Genomic DNA, 17,322 nt, shown 5'->3' with positions numbered 1-17,322 from the left:
CTAGGCCGTTATGCTCCCTAGCGCAAATTCTGGCGTCAATCACCCGTGGAGTCGACCTTGGCGGTCGTGACCAACTTCGAGCCGAAACGGCGCAAGTCTACCCCGCTCGACGACCTGACCGCTTTGGTGGCCGAGGATCTCAGCGCCGTCAACCAGATCATCCTCGACCGGATGCAGTCGTCGGTGGAGATGATCCCCCAGTTGGCCGGCTACCTGATCGCGGCCGGAGGCAAGCGCCTGCGCCCGGTGCTGACGCTGGCGGCGGCCAACATGTGCGGCTACCAGGGCGAGCATCACCGGCTGCTGGCGGCGGTGGTGGAGTTCATCCACAGCGCCACCCTGCTGCATGACGACGTCGTCGACGAAAGCGACCTGCGGCGCGGCATGGCCTCGGCCAACGCGGTGTTCGGCAACAAGGCCAGCGTGCTGGTCGGCGATTTCCTGTTCTCCCGCGCCTTCGAGATGATGGTGGAGGTGCAGTCGCTCGACGTGCTGCGCATCCTGTCCGGCGCGTCGGCCATCATCGCCGAGGGCGAGGTGCTGCAGCTGCGCACCACCAACGACACCGAGACCAGCGAGCAGGCCTATCTGGAGGTCATCAAGGGCAAGACCGCCGAGCTGTTCGCCGCCGCCTGCCGCGTCGGCGCCGTCGTCGCCGCCCGCCCCCAGGCGGAGGAGCTGGCGCTCTACGATTACGGCATGAATCTCGGCATCGCCTTCCAGCTGGTCGACGACGTGCTCGACTATTCGGCCTTGCAGGCGAAGCTGGGCAAGACGGTCGGCGACGATTTCCGCGAGGGCAAGATCACCCTGCCGGTGGTGCTGGCCTTCCGCCGGGGCAACGACGAGGAACGCGCCTTCTGGCGCCGGGTGATGGAGGAGCTCGACCAGAAGGACGGCGACCTCGAACACGCCCAGGCGCTGATGGCCCGCCACAACGCGCTGAAGGACACGGTGGAGCGGGCGCGCCATTACGGCTCCATCGCCCGCGACAGCCTCGGCCTGTTCGCCGACGGGCCGGTCAAGCAGGCCCTGCTGGAAGTCATTGATTTCGTGATCGATCGCGACTTCTGACCGGGTTGCGGGCGGGGCCGCGGCCGGGCTGGCGGCGGCCTGGGCCGGGGGGCCGGATCTTTTTGGCGATGACGCATTTTTTGCGTTGCGCACCCAGACGGGACCGTTTATACACCCCCTCCACCGGCGGACGGCGACGCCCGCGGGTGACAGGACCGGAGAGTAGCTCAGCCTGGTAGAGCACTGCTTTCGGGAGGCAGGGGCCGGAGGTTCGAATCCTCTCTCTCCGACCATATGGAAAAGGGCTTCCGGAGAAATCCGGGAGCCCTTTTTCTTTGTGCGCCAAACACTTCATGTGTGGCGGACATGGCAAGAATGCGGTGCCCGAGCTGTGACTTTGCATTGCGCGGCGGATCGGAACCGTTTATACACCCGCTCCACCGGCGGACGGCAACGCCCGGCGGTGACAGGACCGGAGAGTAGCTCAGCCTGGTAGAGCACTGCTTTCGGGAGGCAGGGGCCGGAGGTTCGAATCCTCTCTCTCCGACCAGAACCGGTCGCAAGACCGATGACGAAGGGCACCCCTCGCGGGTGCCCTTCGTCGTTTCGGGGCCTGTTTCCCCGGCCTATCCTTGCGGATCGCCCATCACCGTTTCGGCGCGCTGCCGGGTGTCGTCGGTCAGGGCGGCCAGGCCATGCATGGTCGCGGCGATCTGCTCGGCCGCCGAGGCGTTGGATTGCGAGATGTCGACCAACTCCAGCAGCGCCGCCTCGATCCGGTCGACGCCCTGGCGCTGCTGCGCCACCTGATCGACGATGGTCTGCGACAGCAGGTCGTTCTCCGCGATGGCGGTCGACACCTCCTGCATGCGCCGGCCGACGGCGGCGGCCACCTCCAGCCCGCGGGCGATGCGGTCGTGGCTGCGCTGGGCCAGCCCGGCGATCTCCTGCGCCAGCGCCAGCGTCTGCTGCGCCAGCGTGCCGACCGACGCCGCCACCACCGAGAATCCGCGCCCATGCTCACCCGCGCGCGACGCCTCGATGCTGGCGTTCAGCGACAGGATGTTGGAATGGGCGGCCAGCTTGCCGATGGTGGCGGTGACGCGGTTGATCTCGCTGCTCATCCCGGCGATCTCGCGCACGGCGGCGGTCATCGCCTCCATGTCGGTCATGCTTTCGCCCAGCCGCTCGGCGGAGATGCGGGAATGCTCCTGCCCGGTGTGGGCGACGACGGCGACCGCCTTCATCGCGTCCTGCATCTCCAGGAAGGCGCGGCGCAGCCGCTCGACCGAGGCCATGTGGCCGTGCGCGCCGTCGGACACCTGGGCGATGGCGGTGGCGGCCTGCCCGGTGGCGACCGACACCTGCATGGTGGAGTCGACCACCGCGCGCGACAGCGTGCGCGAATCCTCCAGCGCCCGCTTGAACCGGCGCATCGCCGCGGCCAGCGCCGCGATCTCGTCGGCGAAGCGGGCGGCCGGCACCTGCACCGTCATGTCGCCGTCGGCCAGCCGCCCCAGCGCCTCCGTCATGCGGCGCAGCGGCGCGATCACGCCGACGCGCACCAGCAGCACCACCCCCAGCAGGGCCAGCAGCGACAGCCCGCCGCCGATGGCGACGGTGCGGAGATACTCCTGGCGCAGCCGGTCGGCGCGCTCGTTCACCAGCGCCACGAAATGGCCGTTGGCGGACTGGCCGAAGCGGTCGATGGCGTCCAGCGCGGCGCCCATCAGGGCGGCCTCGCCCTCGACCGCTTCGCCCTCCGGTTCGTCCATCACCGCCAGGGCGCGGCCGACCAGCATGCCGAAGGGCTGGAAGCTCTCGTCCAGCGCGGCCCTGATCGCCGGCATGCCCTGCGGCCCGGTGGCGGCGGCCAGCGAATCCTCGATCGACACCAGCAGGGTCTCGATGCGCCCGGTGATCAGCGCGGCGTCGAGCCGGCGCTCTCCGGACCGGCCGCCCGATTGCCCACCCGATTGCCCACCCGGCCGCCCGCCCGCCGCGGCGTCCCCGGCCACGTCCATCCGGCGCAGTTCGATGAACTGTTCACGCAGGTCGGTCAGCCTCAGGGCGAAGATGTCGCCCAGCGCGTAGGTGGCCAGTTCGGAATCGAGGATGATGCCCGACCGGCTGGCGATCTGCTGGACCATCCGGCGCAGGGTTCTCCGCGTCTCCACCTTGGCGGCGGAGCGGTCCTTGGAGCGGACCAGCGCCTCGGCCTCCAGCGACAGCGCGGCGATGTCGGGATCGCCCGGAAACGCGCCGCCGTGGCGCTGGCGCAGGTCGCCCAGCGCCTGGGCGAGATCGCCGGTGAGGACCGGCCGGCGCAGGACCAGCGACCGCGTCAGGGCGGCATAGACGCCGTCGATCCCGCGCAGATAGGCGGCCCCCTCGGCCTCCATCCGCGCGCGGTCGATGGCGTCCTGGGTGGTGCGGTACTGCAGCCAGCTGCCATAGGCGGTCGGAACCAGGAACAGCAGGGCGGTCAGGCCCAGGCGGGTCGCGATGCTCAATCGGCGGAGCATGGAGTCTCCTTGGTCCCGGCAATGGCGGGCATGGTCAGGGCGGCGGCGTCCGGGCCCGCATCCGGACCAGCGTCCGAATCCGGGTCCGGTTCCGCCCAGGCGGCGGCGCGCTCGAACAGGGTCTGGGTGTCGAGGGCGAACATGATGCCGCCGGCCCCGATCGCCGCGGCTCCCGCCACCAGCGGGTTGCGTGCGATCAGCGGGTGCAGGCGCTTGAAGAACACCTCGCGCCGCGCCGCCACCCGGTCCACCCGCAGGCCGACCTGCGCCTGCCCATCGTCGACCACGACCAGGACGCAGCGGCCGGCAGCGATATCGGGGGCGGCAGGGGAGGCAGCAGGGGAGGCGGCAGGGAAGACCGGCGGGCGCAGGTCCAGCAGGGCGGCCAGATCGACCACCGGCAGGAAGCGCCCATGCAGCGACAGGGTCAGGCGGCGGCCGATCCGCCGCAGCCCGCCGGCCGGCACGTCGACCACCTCGCGCACCGTCCGTTCGTGCAGCGCCAGGGTCTGGCCGGCGGCCTCGACCGCCAGCACCCGCTGCATCGCCGCCGACACCGGGAATTCGATGGTCATCCGGGTGCCCTGACCGATGTGGCTGTCGATCGACAGGCGTCCGCCCAGCTTGCGGATGGCGGTCAGCACGATGTCCATGCCGACGCCGCGGCCCGAGGTGGCCGTCACCTCGTCGCGGGTCGAGAAGCCGGGCAGCAGGATCAGGTTCAGCGCCTCGGCCTCGGGCAGGGCCTCGGCCTCGCGCGCGCCGATCAGGCCCTTGGCCACCGCCTTCGCACGCACCCTCGCGGTGTCGATGCCGCCGCCGTCGTCCGCCACCTCGACGATGGCGAGGCTGGCGGTCTGGCGTGCCCGGATGCGGATGCTGCCGGCGGCGGGCTTTCCGGCGGCCAGCCGGCGCCCGGGCGTCTCGATGCCGTGATCGACGCTGTTGCGGACGATGTGGGTCAGCGGATCGACCAGCATCTCGATCATCGCCTTGTCGACCTGGACGTCCTCGCCGGAGGTGGTCAGCCCGACCTCCTTGCCGACCAGCACGGCGGTGTCGCGGATCGGGCGCATCAGCCGGGTGAACAGGCCGCCGATCGGCACCACCCGCAGCGCGATGGCGCCGTCATAGAGCTGGCGGACGGCGCGGTCCATCCGCCGCAGCTCGTCGCGCAGCGCCCGCGCCGCGTCGCTGGCGCTGCCGGGAGCCTGTCCGGAAGCGGGGCCGGAAGCGGCAGGTCGGCCCGGCCTGTCCTCCAGCATCGTCGCCAGCGAGGTCAGCCCAAGCCGCAATTCGCCGATCACGTCCATGAATCCATCGATGGCGGCGCTCGGCACCCGCACCGTCGCATCCGCCGGCCGGGCGGCGGGCGGCGCGGCCTCCGACGCGGGTGCGGCCCGGTCGGCGGACAGTGGCGCCGCCGCCATGTCCGCTGCCCCGGCCATCGCCGCCGCCGCCGTCGCCACCGGCCCCCCTGCTGCGGGGCGGCCCAGCGCGCGGCCCTCCTCCGCGGCCGGGCTGGCGGCGTGGATGGCGCGCACGCAGCGCCCGGCCGGATCGGCGTCGTACAGCGCCAGCGCGAAGGCGTCGGCGTCGGCCGCGTCTGTCCGCGCCAGCGCCACCACATGCTCGAACAGCCCGGCGCCCAGATCCAGGCGCGAGCGGTTGTAGAGGCAGCGTTCCGCCCGCATCCGGTCGCTCACCGCGTCGGCGGCGTCCGGATCGCTCTCCAGGTCGAGCAGCACGAGGACGAGGCCGCAGCCGGCCTCCGCCGCCTCCGCCATGGCGGCCAGCGTGTCGGGCGGCCAGGGATGGGCGCGTCCGGTGGCTTCGGCGATGGCGTCGCCGTCCTCCCCCGCCGCGGCGGGGGCGCCGCCGAACCAGCGGGTGCGCAGCGCCGCCAGCTCGTCATGCGGCATTTCCATGCCGGAGCTGGCGGAAATGCCGATCAGGGCGCACAGGTCGGTCAGCTCGTCGCGTTCGGCGTCGTCCTGCTCCAAGGAGCGGTCGCCGGACAGCAGCCGGGTGACGACCAGATCGGCCAGCTCGGCCCCGGTGTCCAGCTCCAGCGCGGTCAGCAGCCGGGCGGCGCGCATCCAGGCCGCTGGGTCGCCGGCCTCGTCCCTCAGCGTGCCGGTATGCTCGAGCAGCAGGTCGGCGAACGGCACCTCCAGCGCCGCCGACAGGGCGAAGGCGCCGACGGTGCCGCCGCCCGCAGCCTCCACCCCGCGCAGCCGCAGCGTCAGGTCGAGCCAGCCCCAGCGGTCGCCGGCGGTCAGGCGGCGGGCGGAATCCGCGATCCCGCACAGCCCGGCGGCGTCCGCGGCCTCGGCCAGGATCGCGGCGGTGTCCGACGGATCCTCCGCGTCGATGGTGCCGAGCAGGCCGAGAACGGCGTCCTGGATCGCCTCCAGCGCCGCATCCCCGACCGCCAGCGCCGGTTCGCCGGCCGGCGGCTTTCCGGGCGGTTCCGCACCGGCGGTGCCGGGCAACACGGATGGCGGCAAGGGCGGCGGCGAAGATTGTGCGCCGTCGCCCATATGGGATTTCAGCCGGGCGACGATGGCGGCGTTCACCGGCTGGTCGGTGCGGGTCTCCATCGCCGTGCCCTGGAGCCGGCGCATCTCGTCCACCGCCTCCAGCAGCGCGCTGACCAGGTCGGTCGACAGGTCGCGCTTGCCGGCCCGCACCAGATGCAGCACATCCTCCGCGGCATGGGCGACCGTTTCGATGCAGCGCAGGGCCAGCGCCGCCGATCCGCCCTTGACCGAATGGAAGGCGCGGAACAGCTCGTCGACCCGGCCGGGATCGACCCGGCCGGCGGCCAGGATGGCTTCGATGGCGCTGAGATACTCGTCCAGTTCGGCGCCGAACAGCGACCAGAACTCCTCGATCGGATCGCCGTCGCTCATGGCGCCTTCCCCGTCAGCATTGCCAGCCGCCGGCCGAGATCGGCGGGGTCCAGCACCTCGGCGACGACGCCGGCGTCGATGGCGGCGCGCGGCATGCCCCAGATCACCGCGCTTTCGGGGGTCTGGGCCAGCACCGCGCAGCCGCGCTGCGCCAGCGCGCGCGCGCCCTCGGTCCCATCGCTGCCCATGCCGCTGAGGATCGCCGCCACCGGCCGGCGGGCCGACAGCGCGGCGGAGCGGAACAGGATGTCGGCGTTGGGCCGATGGACCGCGTTGCCGCCCTCGCTCAGCTTGATGGCGAAGACACCGGGGCGGAGCCGCTGGATCTCGCCGTTGCAGCCGCCGGGCAGGATGTGGACGGTCCCGGCCGCCAGGACCATGCCGTCTTCCGCCTCCACCACCGCGACGCCCAGCGCGGCGGCCAGCGACGAGGCGAGGCTGCGGCTGAACATCGCCGGGATGTGCTGGGCCACCACCACCGGGGCCGGGCAGGGACAGAGCGGGCGCAGCACCTCCGGCAGGGTCTGCGGGCCGCCGGTCGAGGACGCGATCACCACGATGTCCGCCGGGCCGCGGGCCGGCGCAGGGCGCGGCGCTGGAGGGGGGGTGGCAGGGTGGGTGGCGGCAGGGTGGGCGGCGGCGGAACGGGCGGGCGCCGTGCAGGATGCCGGCGGATGGGGCAGGCGGTCGCGCCCGGTCAGCACGGCGGCGGCGGTCGCCAGCTTGCTGCGCAGCAGGTCGCCGACCTGGGCGAGGTCGGTCTTGAAATGCTCCGACGCCTTGGGCACGAAATCGATGGCGCCCAGCCCGAGCGCGGTCAGCGTCAGGTCGGCGCCCTGGGTGGTGAAGGCGCTGACCATGACGACCAGCGGCGCGACCCCGGCGGCCGGGCGGATCGCCTTCAGGACCCCGATGCCGTCCAGGACCGGCATGTCGATGTCCAGCGTCACGATGTCGGGCCGCAGGCGGCGGATCGCCTCCACCGCTGCCCGGCCGTCGCCTGCCTCGCCGATCACGGCATATCCCGGCGTCGCCCCGACGATGTGCTTCAGCGAGGCCCGCATGAAGGCCGAATCGTCGACGATCAGGACCGTCAGGGGATGTGCCGGCGGGCAGAAGGTCATCTTGCGGGCGCCTCCGCCGCCGTCCCGTCCAGAAGGTCGCGCCACAGCGACGCGCCCGTCACCAGCGCATAGTCGCGGTCGTCGCGCCGGGCGATGCCGGCGATGCCGGGCGAGGGGAACCATCCCGGCTCCGTCGCGTCGCGCACCAGGGCCAGCGGCCGTTCGATGCGGTCGACCCGCAGGGCCAGCGGCCCGGCGGCGCAGCTCAGCACCACGAAGTCGCAACGCCGGTCCCCTGTACTCCCTGCCGCATCCGCCCGGTCCAGTGCGCCGGTGAGGTCCAGCACCGGCACGACCGCGCCGGTCACCTCCACCGCATGGCGCACCGGCGCGGTGCCGCCGGGGATGCGGAAGCTGCGCTGCCGGTGCAGGATGCGCCGCACCTCGCCATAGGCGGCGGCGTGCAGCCGGCCGCCGATGGTGAAGACCAGATGCATGGCGCCTGCGTCGGCAGGCGTGGCGACGGCCCCGGCCGGCGATTGGGCCGGCACTGGGACTTGCGCCGCGACCGGCGCTGCGGCGGGCACGTCGCCGATGCCGTCCGCGCCGAACAGGAAGGCGCGGCCGATGCCGTCGATCGTCGCCGCCGACCGGCACAGCCGCCCCGGCGGGATCCAGGGCGCCGGGGCCACGGAGTCCGGCTTGCGGAACCCGACCACCCGGTCGGCCAGCAGCGCGACGACGCCCAAAGGTCCCTGGATCAGGATGGCATCCCCCCGGCGTGCCGCCGGCCGGTCGAACACGCCGGCCGGGTCGATCGCCGGAATGAAGCGCCCGCCATGCGACAGAACCGCCGCCACCAGCGGCGCGGCATAGCCGGGATCGTCCAGCGCCGGCTCCTCGACGATCTCCACCACGTCGGCGGCCGGGCAGCAATAGGGCTGGCCGTTGCGCTCGAACACCAGCACCGGGTCGAACACCGGCACGGGGGGCGGCACGGGGGGCGGCACGGGGGGCTGCAGGGCGGGACGGTCGGGGCTCATGCGGGACCGTCCTTCACGAACAGGGCGGCGCCGTCATGGAAGCACGGCCGCAGGCCATGGGCCGCGGGGTCGAGCGTCGGCGTCAGGTCGCCCGGGCCGAGCAGCAGCAGCCCGCCCGGCCGCACCGCCGCCGCCACCACGGAAAAGGCGGTCCTCCGGGCGGCGTCGTCCATATAGATCAGGACGTTGCGGCACAGCACCGCGTCGAAGGGGCAGGGGGACGGCGGGCCGGACAGGATGTTGTGTTCGCGCAGGCGGACCATGCCGCGGATCGCGGCGGCGACGGTGCGGCGCCCGTCGGGCAGCGCCGGCAGATGGGCATGGTCGGCCGGCTTGACCTCGCGGCAGGGCGACATCGGCCCGGTGCGGTACAGCGCGGCCTCCGCCGCGGCCAGGGCGGCGCGCGAGACGTCGGTGGCGGTGACGCTGCCGCCCAGCCCGGCCTCGCGCAGCAGGATGGCGATGGAATAGGCCTCCTCCCCGGTGGCGCAGCCGGCCGACCAGACCGACGGTCCTCCCTTGGCGGCAGCGGTGCCGCCGGCCAGCAGCGCGCACAGCGCGGCCAGCTGGCGGCGGTCGCGGAAGAAATAGGTTTCGCGGTTGGTGGCGCCGTCGATCAGGCGGGCGATCCGCGCCTCGCGGGCGCGTGCCGCATCCCCTGGGGCATCTCCAGAGCCATCCCCTGAACCGTCCGGGCCGCCTTCCTGCGCATCGCCCGGCATCGGGGCGGCGCAGGCCCCGATCAGCCGCAGGCCGACCGGCCCCGCCGGGTTCGCGCCGATCCGGCGGCAGATCTCGAGTGCCAGGGCAGGGGGCGCCAATGCAGGGGGCGCCAGGGCGGGCGGTGCCGGCACCGGCGGTGCCTGCGGATGAGGCGGCTTGCGGGTCATGGCGGGCCACCCCGGGCTGCTGCGCGCAACGCCGCGCGCATCGCGGCCAGGATGGCCTCGCCGCTGGTCTCGACCAGATCGGCGCTGACCGCACCGGACGGCTTCGGCACCACGGCCGAGGCCCCGGCGGCCAGGCAGGCGCGGCGTTCGGCCGATCCCGGCCCGGCGATGGAGGAGACGACGACCACCGCGGCCCGGCTGACCGCGCGGAGCGCCGGCAGCGCGTCCAGCCCGCCCAGCACCGGCATTTCCAGGTCGAGCAGGCAGAGGTCGGGCTGCAGCGCCCGCGCCCGCTCGATGGCCTCCCGCCCGTTGGCCGCGGTGCCGGCCAGCCGCCAGCGCGCCGCCCCCCCGCCTTCCCCAACCGCATCCCCTGCGCGGTCGCCGTCCACCAGCTTGGACAGCAGAACCCGCATCATCGACGAATCATCGACGATCAACACGGACGGGGGCAGCATGGAAGGGGACGGGGCGTCCGCGCCGGTCATGCGGGCATCGCCTCCGCCCGGGCCGCCCCGGTCGCCGATGCCGCCCCTGCCTCGGTTGCCGCCGGGCCGTCCCCGCCGCCCCGGCGCACCGATTCCGCCTGCCGGCGGGTGCCGTCGGCCAGCCGGGTCAGTTCCATCATGGTGGTGGAGATCTCCTCGCCGGCGGTGGCGTTGGCGTTGGAGATGTCGGTCAGCCGCTGCAGGCTCTGTTCGATCTGCCGCAGCATGCCGCCCTGTTCCTCCATCGACTGGGCGATGTCCTCCGACAGGCTGTCGGTCTCGTCGATGGCGGCGGTCACGGCATTCATCACCCCGCCGACCTGGGTCGCCATGCTGACGCCCTTCTGGATGCGGTCGGTGCTGTCGGCGGCGAGCAGGGCGATCTCCTGGGCCAGATCGGCGGTCTGCTGGGCGAGGTTGCCGACCTCCTCCGCCACCACCGAGAATCCGCGGCCATGCTCGCCCGCCCGCGCCGCCTCGATGGCGGCGTTCAGCGACAGGATGTTGGAGCGGGTCGCCAACTCGCCGATGCTCTGGGTGATGGCGTTGATGCGGGCGCTGGTGACGGAGATTTCCTGCACGGCGGCGGTCATCGCCGCGATCTGGGTCAGGCCGCTTGCCAGTTGCGTGGCGGCGTCGCGCGAGCGGTCCTTGGCCGACAGGCTGACCGACGCGATGGTGCCGATGATCGCCGTGGTGCGCGAGACGGACCCGGTGATCGCCTCCACCGCCTGCATCTGGCGTTGCGAGCCGTCGGACACCTGCTCCACCGCGACGGCGGCCTGGGCGGTGGCGGCGGCCATCTGCTGGGCGGCGATGTGGGTGCGCCGCGCCAACTCGTCCGACGAGGCCATGGTGTCCTTCAGCAGCTGGACCATGCGGGCGATGTCGCCCACCTCGTCGCCGCGCGCCACCCCCGGCACCGTCAGGTCGATCCGGCCGCCCAACAGCTCCTTGGCCAGCGCGATCAGGCGGTGCAGCGGCCGGACCACGGTCATCCGCATCAGCAGGAAGGCGAAGACCAGCACCGCGACCAGCGCCAGCGCCACCAGCCGGATCACCATCGTGCTGTCGGCATGGGCCCGGGCCGACGCATCGTGCGCGCGCCGCGCCGCCAGCTCCTGCCCCTGGTCGATCAGCTTGGTCATCAGGCCGTCGAACTCCTCGGCCGAGGTGGTCACGGCGCGGGTCAGGTCGCGCAGCGCCTCGCCCGGCGGGCCGTCCGGACCGGCGAACTTCGCGGCGGCCACCACGTCGATGCGCTGGCCCAGCCGGTCGAAGGCGTCGCGGACGATCTTCAGATCCAGCGTGCCGGCGGGCAGGCTGCGCTCCGCGTCGGTCATGCGGACGGCGAAGCTGATGGTCTCCTCCTTCAGCCGTCCGCCGATCTGGCGGGCGCGGAAGCCGCTCGGCTCGCTCGTCATCTCGAAGGTCAGGCGGGTGACGTTCATCGCGGTGGCCCGCGCGCGCGCCAGCCAGATCAGCCCGGCGGCCTCGTGCTCCACCAGCCCGGTCAGCACCGTCTCGCTGTCGGCCTGGATGGCGGTGATGCGGGCGATGCCGGCGAAGACCGTGGCCGCCAGGATGGCGAGGATCAGCACGACCTTGCCGACGATCGGTACGGAAAAGGTCTTCTTCATCGCCGCATCCCCTTTGCGCTTCGGTTGCCGGCCCGGCGGCAGGCTCCACTGGCCGGCGCGTCGTCAGCTCAGCTCAGATCGACTCGGCTCAGCCCAGCTTGCCGATGGCCGCCTCGACCCGGACCTTCAGATCCTTCACCGCCACCGGCTTGCGCAGGAACAGCCGGACCCCGGCGGCGATGGCGGTCTTGACCGAGCTTTCCTCGGCGTTGCCGGTGACCATGATGATGGGCAGCTTGGCCGTGCGCTCGTCCTTGCGCAGCATCTTGAACAGGGTGAGGCCGTCGGTGCCCGGCATGTTCCAGTCGAGCGTCATCAGGTCGAACTTGCCGGTCAGCACCGCGTCGATGGCGGCGACCGCCGACGTGCATTCGGTGACGTCGCGGATGCCGAGCTGCGCGAAGGCGAAGCGGTGCAGCCGCAGCATGCTTTCCTGGTCGTCGACGCAGATGACCCTGACCTGATCGGCGCGTGGCATGGTCATGTCCTGACGCTGGAGGCAGAGCGTGAAAAGCTATGTTTAAGCTTCAAACACGAGAAATGTTAACAAAATGCGAAGCATTCTTCACCGAGGCGTCGCATGCCGCAATTCGATGCAACTGGTATGGCCGTCCGTGCTGTCATGCCCGGCGCCGCGGGCGTCCGTCACACCGTGCAGAGGAACCGCCGCTCCGTCCCTTCCAGCACCAGGGCGGTGAGGCGGTTGGTGGCGTAGGCGCCGGTGTCGATGCCGATGCGGTTGGGCAGCAGGTCCGGCTCGGGAGCGATGGTGTGGCCGTGGACCACCACCTTGCCATGGTCGGCCCGCGACTCCAGGAAGACGTCGCGGATCCACAGGCGGTCCTTGTCCTCCTGCCGGTCCAGCGGTACGCCGGGGCGCACGCCGGCATGGACGAAATGATAGTCGCCGATGGTCAGGTGGTTGCGCAGCCCGGCCAGGAAGGCGCGGTGGTGGGGCGGCAGGACGTTGTTCAGCCGGCATTGCGCCTGGTGCAGATGCTCCATCGGCGCGTCGGCCGCCGGGGCGGTGATGCCGTAGCTTTCCAGCGTCGCGTCGCCGCCGTAGGTCAGCCAGCCGGGCGCCATCCGCAGGTCCGACAGGAAGCCCTGCATCGTGTCCTCGTGGTTGCCGCGCAGGCAGACGGCGCCGAAGGCCGGGGGCAGGCCGCAGGACAGCCGCTCGATCACCAGCCGCGAATCCGGGCCGCGGTCGACATAGTCGCCGAGGAACACGAGATAATGCAGACGCTCGGCGCCCTGTCCGGCATCCCGGGCGATCTGGCCGAGCAGCTGGTCGAGCAGGTCGAGCCGGCCATGGATGTCGCCGACCGCATAGACGCGGATGCCGCGCGGCACCGCCGCCGGGCCTGCCGCCGGTTTGCCCGCCAGCTTGCCCGCCGCCTTGCCGGATGTGGCCTCAGACCACAATCTGCGCGCCAGCTTCAACACGAGTCCGTTCTCAAATCCGTCACGCCCAAAATCCGTCACGCCCAGTCTCACCTGTGTCCGGGCCGGCGCCGCTTCAAGGGCCCCCCTCTGTTGCACCGCAAGAGCGCGCCGCCGCCGGTTACGGCAGATCGTGCCGCCGGTCACGGCAGATCGCGTGACGACAGCAGCGGGCGCTTCAGCCGTCCGGCGGCGATGTCGGCGCGCAGCCGGTCCGGACCGGCGTTGCGGATGCGCTCCAGCTCCAGCCGGTTGGCCTCGAAGAAGGGATTCTGGTCGGACGAGTTCTCCGGCCTCGCATGCTCCAGGTGATAGAGCGGCCCCGGCACCCGGTCCACCCGCAGCCCAAGCCCGCGGAAGCGCTCGGCGATCTCGTCGTCCTCATAGCCCCAGGACAGGAAGGCCTCGTTGTAGCCGCCGCTGGCCAGCAGCAGGTCGCGGTCGAAGAAGGCGCCGCCGCCGGGCGAGTTGCGGTGCATCAGCGGGAAGCGCAGGGCGACGCCGGCCAGCGGCGCCGCCGACAGGGTGTGGCCGAAACGCAGGACTTCGCGCCCCATGATCCAGAAGAACAGCCCGTTGTAGGGGAAGACCATCCCGTCGCCGCGCCGCGCCGCGTCGCGCGCCAGCACATACTGCACCGGGTCGACCACGATGTCGGTGTCGTGCAGGGCGACGATCGGCGTCTCCGCCGCCTCGGCCATCCGGTTGATCAGGTGGGCCTTGTGGGTGAAGGGCGTGTCGTTGCCGCGCAGATGCAGGTGGCGGCAGCGGGATGCCAGCCCGGGACCGAGGGCGTCGGGAACGTCGCTCGGCCCGTCCTTGTCCTCGCCGATCAGGATGGTGGTGTCGGCATGCTTCAGCAGGAAGGCGACGATCCAGCGCAGGTTGCGCTTGCGGTCCTCGCTGTCGGCGCGGAAGGGGATCATGACGGTGGTGTCGCGCAGGTCGTGGCGGCCGTCCGCCAGCCGCGCGTCCATCGCCGCGCGCCGCGCCCGGTAGGCGGCATCCTGCTCCGCCAGCCGGGCCTGGGACAGGGCGTCGCCGGGATTGAGCGCCAGTGCCATCTCATAGTGATGGACCGCGGCGCCGGGTCGGCCCAGCTCCGCCTCGATGTCGCCGCGCTGGCGCCAGCCGGCCGGGAAATGGGGGTGGCGGCCCAGCAGCACGCCCAGCACCTCCAGCGCCTCGTCCAGCCGGCCGGCGCCCTGCAGCGCCTCGCTCAGGTGATATTCGGCGTCGGGGAAGTCGGGACGCTCCGCGACGGCGCGGCGGTAGGTGGCGACGGCCTCCTCGGTGCGCAGGGCGCGGTGGTGCAGGGTGCCCAGGTTGAACAGGGCGTCGGCGTCCGGCACCCTCTCCACCGAGCGGGTCAGGAGGTCGAGCGCGCGGCCGGCATCGCCGTTGCGGGCGGCGATGAAGCCCAGCCGGTGCAGCGCCTCGGCGTTGCCGGGGTCGGCGTCCAGGATGCGGCTATACAGCGCCTCGCCCTCCTCCAGCCGGCCGGCCTTGAGATGGTCGAGCGCGATGGCGAGCGCCTCGTCGAGCGTGACGGTCTGGACGCTGCTGGGCATGACTGGGAAATCCGTTGCGTTCTGTAAGGCTTGCGACGATTCCACTTTGACACAGAGGGGGCCGCCGGTGGACTCTTCCGCCGACCCGATTGGTTTTGCGTCCAGCAAAAGGCTCCAGTTCCATCATGACCAACGATCATAAGAACCGTTCCACCGGAGGATTCGCCCTTTCCCGCCGCGCGCTCGGCCAGGCGGCGGTCGCCGGCGGGGTGCTGGCCGGCTTCGGCCGCGCCCCGGTGTTCGCCCAGGACACGACGCTGAAGGTCGGCGTGCTGCTGCCGCGCTCCGGCCTGCTGGCCCAGGCCGGCCAGGCCTGCCAGCGCGGCGCGGAGATCGCGCCGGCCGTGCTGTCCGAGCTCGGCTACAAGGTCGAGGTGATGTCGGCCGACACCGAATCGAACGCCGACGTCGCCCGCTCGCGCACGGAGAAGCTGATCAACGACGGCGCCCATGTCATCGTCGGCGCCTTCGACAGCGGCCAGACCGCCGCCGCCGCCCAGGTCTGCGAGCAGCGCGGCGTGCCGCTGGTGATGAACATCGCCGCCGCCGACAAGCTGACCGAGCAGGGCTTCAAGACCGTCTTCCGCAACTTCCCGACCTCGACCATGCTGGTGTCGAACGGGATGTCCTTGATGAAGGATTTGTTCGCCGTCACCGGCACCACGCCGAAGACGGCGGTGTTCCTGCACGCCAACGACACCTTCGGCATGGCGAACAAGGCGGCGATCGACGCGCTGTTCCCCAAGCTCGACATGCCGTTCCAGATCCTGGAATCGATCTCCTACGATCCCAAGGCGCAGGATCTGGCGGTGGAGGTGGCGAAGGCCAAGGCCACCGGCGCCGAGCTTGCCATCGTCACCACCCGCGCCAACGACGCCATCATGATGGTGCGCGAGATGGTCAAGCAGCGCTGGGAGCCCAAGGGCATCGTCTCCCCCGGTTCGCCCGGCCTGTATGACGAGCAGTTCTACAAGGTGCTCGGCAAATACGCCGACTTCGCCATCACCAACCTGCCCTGGTACGATCCCAAGGCGGCGATGACCAAGCGGGTCGAGGCGGCGTTCAGGAAGCAGTATCCGAACGACCGTTTCGAGGGCTACGCCTTCAACGTCGCCTTCACCTTCGAGGCGATCCTGATCGCCGCCGACGCCTTCAAGCGGGCCGGCACCGCCGAATCCTCCGCCATGCTGGCGGCGCTGCGCCAGACCAACCTGTCGGACAAGCTGATGGTCGGCCCGGCGATCACCTTCGATGACAAGGGCCAGAACACCAGCCTGGTGTCCGCCTGCATCCAGAACCACAAGCTGCGCCCGACCGTGGTGCTGCCCAAGGGCTCGGCGGAAGCCGACCCGGTCTTCCCGATGCCGGGCTGGGGCAAGCGGGCGTAAGGATAGTCACCGGAGCGCCCCCTCCCGAGGCGGGAGAGGGCGCTTCTCAACTCCCCGGCGCCCTGGGCGCGCTCCAGCCGCGCAGCACGCTCACCACGCGGAGCGTGAAGACCGCCAGCACGCCGACCACCGCGACCGGCACCGGCGGCAGCTCCAGGCGCTGGCCGGCGATCACCACCACGGCGCCCAGCAGCGCCGCCATCGCGTAGATTTCCTCGCGCAGCACCCGCGGCACCTCGGCGACCAGCAGGTCGCGCACCGCGCCGCCGCCGCAGGCGGTCATCACGCCGAGCAGGGCCGCCGGCAGCGGCGAGAGGCCGTAGGCCAGCGCCTTGCTGCAACCGGCCACGGTGAACAGCCCCAGCCCGGCGGCGTCCAGCACCATCACCGGCTTGCCCAGCCGGTTGATCGGCCGGTGGAACAGGAAGGCGGCAAGCCCGGCGGCCAGCGCGGCCAGCAGATAGCGGTCGTCGCCCAGGCTGGCCGGCGGCAGCGCGCCGATCAGCAGGTCGCGGACCACGCCGCCGGCCAGCGCCGCGGCCAGCGACAGCACCATCACCCCGACCAGATCCAGCTTCTTGCGCACCGCCAGCGTGCCGCCGCTGAGGCCGAAGACGAACACGCCGACCAGATCCATCGCCATCAGCAGGGTGGAGAGGTCGGTCGGCATCGGGATGGGAAGCGGTGGCATCGCGGTCTCGCTGGGCTGTTCGGCTGCCTGCCGATTGAGCACACCCCGCCCGCTCCGGCCAAGCGAAACCTCCGCTACATCGTGTCGGGAGCCGACAACCGGATGCCCATCCGCCGCGCCTCCAGCATGAAGGCACGGGTCATCTGCAACAGGTCGGTGCGCCAATAGAGCTGGGTCAGCGGCTCGTCCAGGAACTCTTCCGGCAGCATGGCGTAGCAATAGGTCTCCACCACCCGCAGCTCCGGTTTCCAGGGATCGACGCCGTCGCGCCAGCCGATGGCCCAGCCGGCATGGCCGGCGCCGATGGCCCAGCGTTCGAAATGCGGGGCGATGGTGTTGCTGTCGATCGGATCCGTGACCGGCACCTGATAGATCGCGACGAAGCGCCGGACATTCAGCTGCAACCGCATCAGCAGGGAATCGCCGAAGGCGCCGATGCGATAGAGGCAGTCGGGCGAGCCGGGGGCATGGCTGAAACAGACGTCCGCGCGCCGCAGCTCGGCCAGCGGCGTGGTGGAGGGAGCGTCGGCCAGCGGCGGCGTCTCATACTCCACGGCGCGCAGATCCTCGACGATGTCATGGGTCAGCAGGTGCGAGACGCGGCTCTGAGCCTCGGCGATGGTCAGGCGGGTCACGGGGCTGGTCCC

The 17,322-nt window shown here is 71.8% G+C and carries 14 protein-coding genes and 2 tRNA genes; 4 read left to right on the top strand and 12 right to left on the bottom strand.

Annotated elements, in window-relative coordinates:
• Window positions 1–57 precede the first annotated feature (57 nt).
• The 3 genes from AL072_RS20635 (at window position 58) to AL072_RS20625 (ending at window position 1,564) form a co-directional block, all read left to right on the top strand.
• Window positions 58–1,074 (top strand): polyprenyl synthetase family protein, encoded by a 1,017-nt coding sequence (locus tag AL072_RS20635; RefSeq protein ID WP_045584606.1) that lies wholly within the window; start codon window positions 58–60, stop codon window positions 1,072–1,074.
• Between the two features lie 156 nt (window positions 1,075–1,230).
• Window positions 1,231–1,307 (top strand) — tRNA-Pro (locus AL072_RS20630).
• A 180-nt stretch (window positions 1,308–1,487) separates the two neighbouring features.
• Window positions 1,488–1,564, top strand: a tRNA-Pro gene (locus tag AL072_RS20625).
• Window positions 1,565–1,640: 76 nt separating this feature from the next.
• On the opposite strand, the gene AL072_RS20620 is transcribed toward AL072_RS20625, so the two are convergent.
• From AL072_RS20620 to AL072_RS20575, 10 genes are all read right to left on the bottom strand, one after another.
• Entirely contained in the window at window positions 1,641–3,539 is a 1,899-nt protein-coding gene (locus AL072_RS20620; protein WP_045584108.1) for a methyl-accepting chemotaxis protein, read from the bottom strand.
• The gene (locus AL072_RS20615) at window positions 3,524–6,454 is read right to left on the bottom strand and encodes a chemotaxis protein CheA (protein ID WP_052710224.1); all 2,931 of its coding nucleotides are present in this window, start codon (window positions 6,452–6,454) and stop codon (window positions 3,524–3,526) included. Before AL072_RS20615 ends, AL072_RS20620 begins: the two co-directional genes overlap by 16 nt.
• Complete coding sequence (cheB, locus tag AL072_RS20610; protein WP_045584107.1) at window positions 6,451–7,578, bottom strand: chemotaxis-specific protein-glutamate methyltransferase CheB; 1,128 nt, start codon at window positions 7,576–7,578, stop codon at window positions 6,451–6,453. Before cheB ends, AL072_RS20615 begins: the two co-directional genes overlap by 4 nt.
• Window positions 7,575–8,561, bottom strand: coding sequence for a chemotaxis protein CheW (locus tag AL072_RS20605; protein WP_045584106.1), 987 nt, complete (start codon window positions 8,559–8,561; stop codon window positions 7,575–7,577). The genes cheB and AL072_RS20605 overlap by 4 nt, the downstream gene beginning before the upstream one ends.
• Window positions 8,558–9,451: a CheR family methyltransferase gene (locus tag AL072_RS20600; RefSeq protein WP_052710223.1), complete on the bottom strand. Its 894-nt coding sequence runs from the start codon at window positions 9,449–9,451 to the stop codon at window positions 8,558–8,560. Before AL072_RS20600 ends, AL072_RS20605 begins: the two co-directional genes overlap by 4 nt.
• Complete coding sequence (locus AL072_RS20595) at window positions 9,448–9,939, bottom strand: response regulator (protein ID WP_052710222.1); 492 nt, start codon at window positions 9,937–9,939, stop codon at window positions 9,448–9,450. The genes AL072_RS20600 and AL072_RS20595 overlap by 4 nt, the downstream gene beginning before the upstream one ends.
• Window positions 9,936–11,579: a methyl-accepting chemotaxis protein gene (locus AL072_RS20590; RefSeq protein ID WP_045584105.1), complete on the bottom strand. Its 1,644-nt coding sequence runs from the start codon at window positions 11,577–11,579 to the stop codon at window positions 9,936–9,938. Before AL072_RS20590 ends, AL072_RS20595 begins: the two co-directional genes overlap by 4 nt.
• 88 nt (window positions 11,580–11,667) lie before the next feature.
• A complete protein-coding gene (locus AL072_RS20585) occupies window positions 11,668–12,057 on the bottom strand; it encodes a response regulator (protein ID WP_045584602.1) in 390 nt (129 codons plus the stop codon).
• 167 nt (window positions 12,058–12,224) lie between these two features.
• Window positions 12,225–13,028 carry a metallophosphoesterase gene (locus AL072_RS20580; protein WP_082109172.1) on the bottom strand — a complete coding sequence of 268 codons (804 nt, stop codon included), beginning with the start codon at window positions 13,026–13,028 and terminating at the stop codon, window positions 12,225–12,227.
• A gap of 140 nt (window positions 13,029–13,168) precedes the next feature.
• Window positions 13,169–14,596, bottom strand: coding sequence for a tetratricopeptide repeat protein (locus AL072_RS20575; RefSeq protein ID WP_045584104.1), 1,428 nt, complete (start codon window positions 14,594–14,596; stop codon window positions 13,169–13,171).
• A gap of 125 nt (window positions 14,597–14,721) precedes the next feature.
• Here AL072_RS20575 and AL072_RS20570 point away from each other — a divergent pair, with 125 nt between their 5' ends.
• The gene (locus tag AL072_RS20570; protein WP_045584103.1) at window positions 14,722–15,984 is read left to right on the top strand and encodes an ABC transporter substrate-binding protein; all 1,263 of its coding nucleotides are present in this window, start codon (window positions 14,722–14,724) and stop codon (window positions 15,982–15,984) included.
• A gap of 46 nt (window positions 15,985–16,030) precedes the next feature.
• Here the strand turns inward: AL072_RS20570 and AL072_RS20565 are convergent, their stop codons facing one another.
• Window positions 16,031–16,675 (bottom strand): trimeric intracellular cation channel family protein, encoded by a 645-nt coding sequence (locus tag AL072_RS20565; protein WP_045584600.1) that lies wholly within the window; start codon window positions 16,673–16,675, stop codon window positions 16,031–16,033.
• Window positions 16,676–16,749: 74 nt separating this feature from the next.
• Window positions 16,750–17,310, bottom strand: coding sequence for a hypothetical protein (locus AL072_RS20560; protein WP_045584102.1), 561 nt, complete (start codon window positions 17,308–17,310; stop codon window positions 16,750–16,752).
• Between the last annotated feature and the right edge of the window lie 12 nt (window positions 17,311–17,322).

The organism is Azospirillum thiophilum, from assembly GCF_001305595.1.
GTDB classification, from domain to species: Bacteria; Pseudomonadota; Alphaproteobacteria; order Azospirillales; family Azospirillaceae; genus Azospirillum; species Azospirillum thiophilum.
This window is presented reverse-complemented; position numbering and strand designations above follow the sequence as displayed.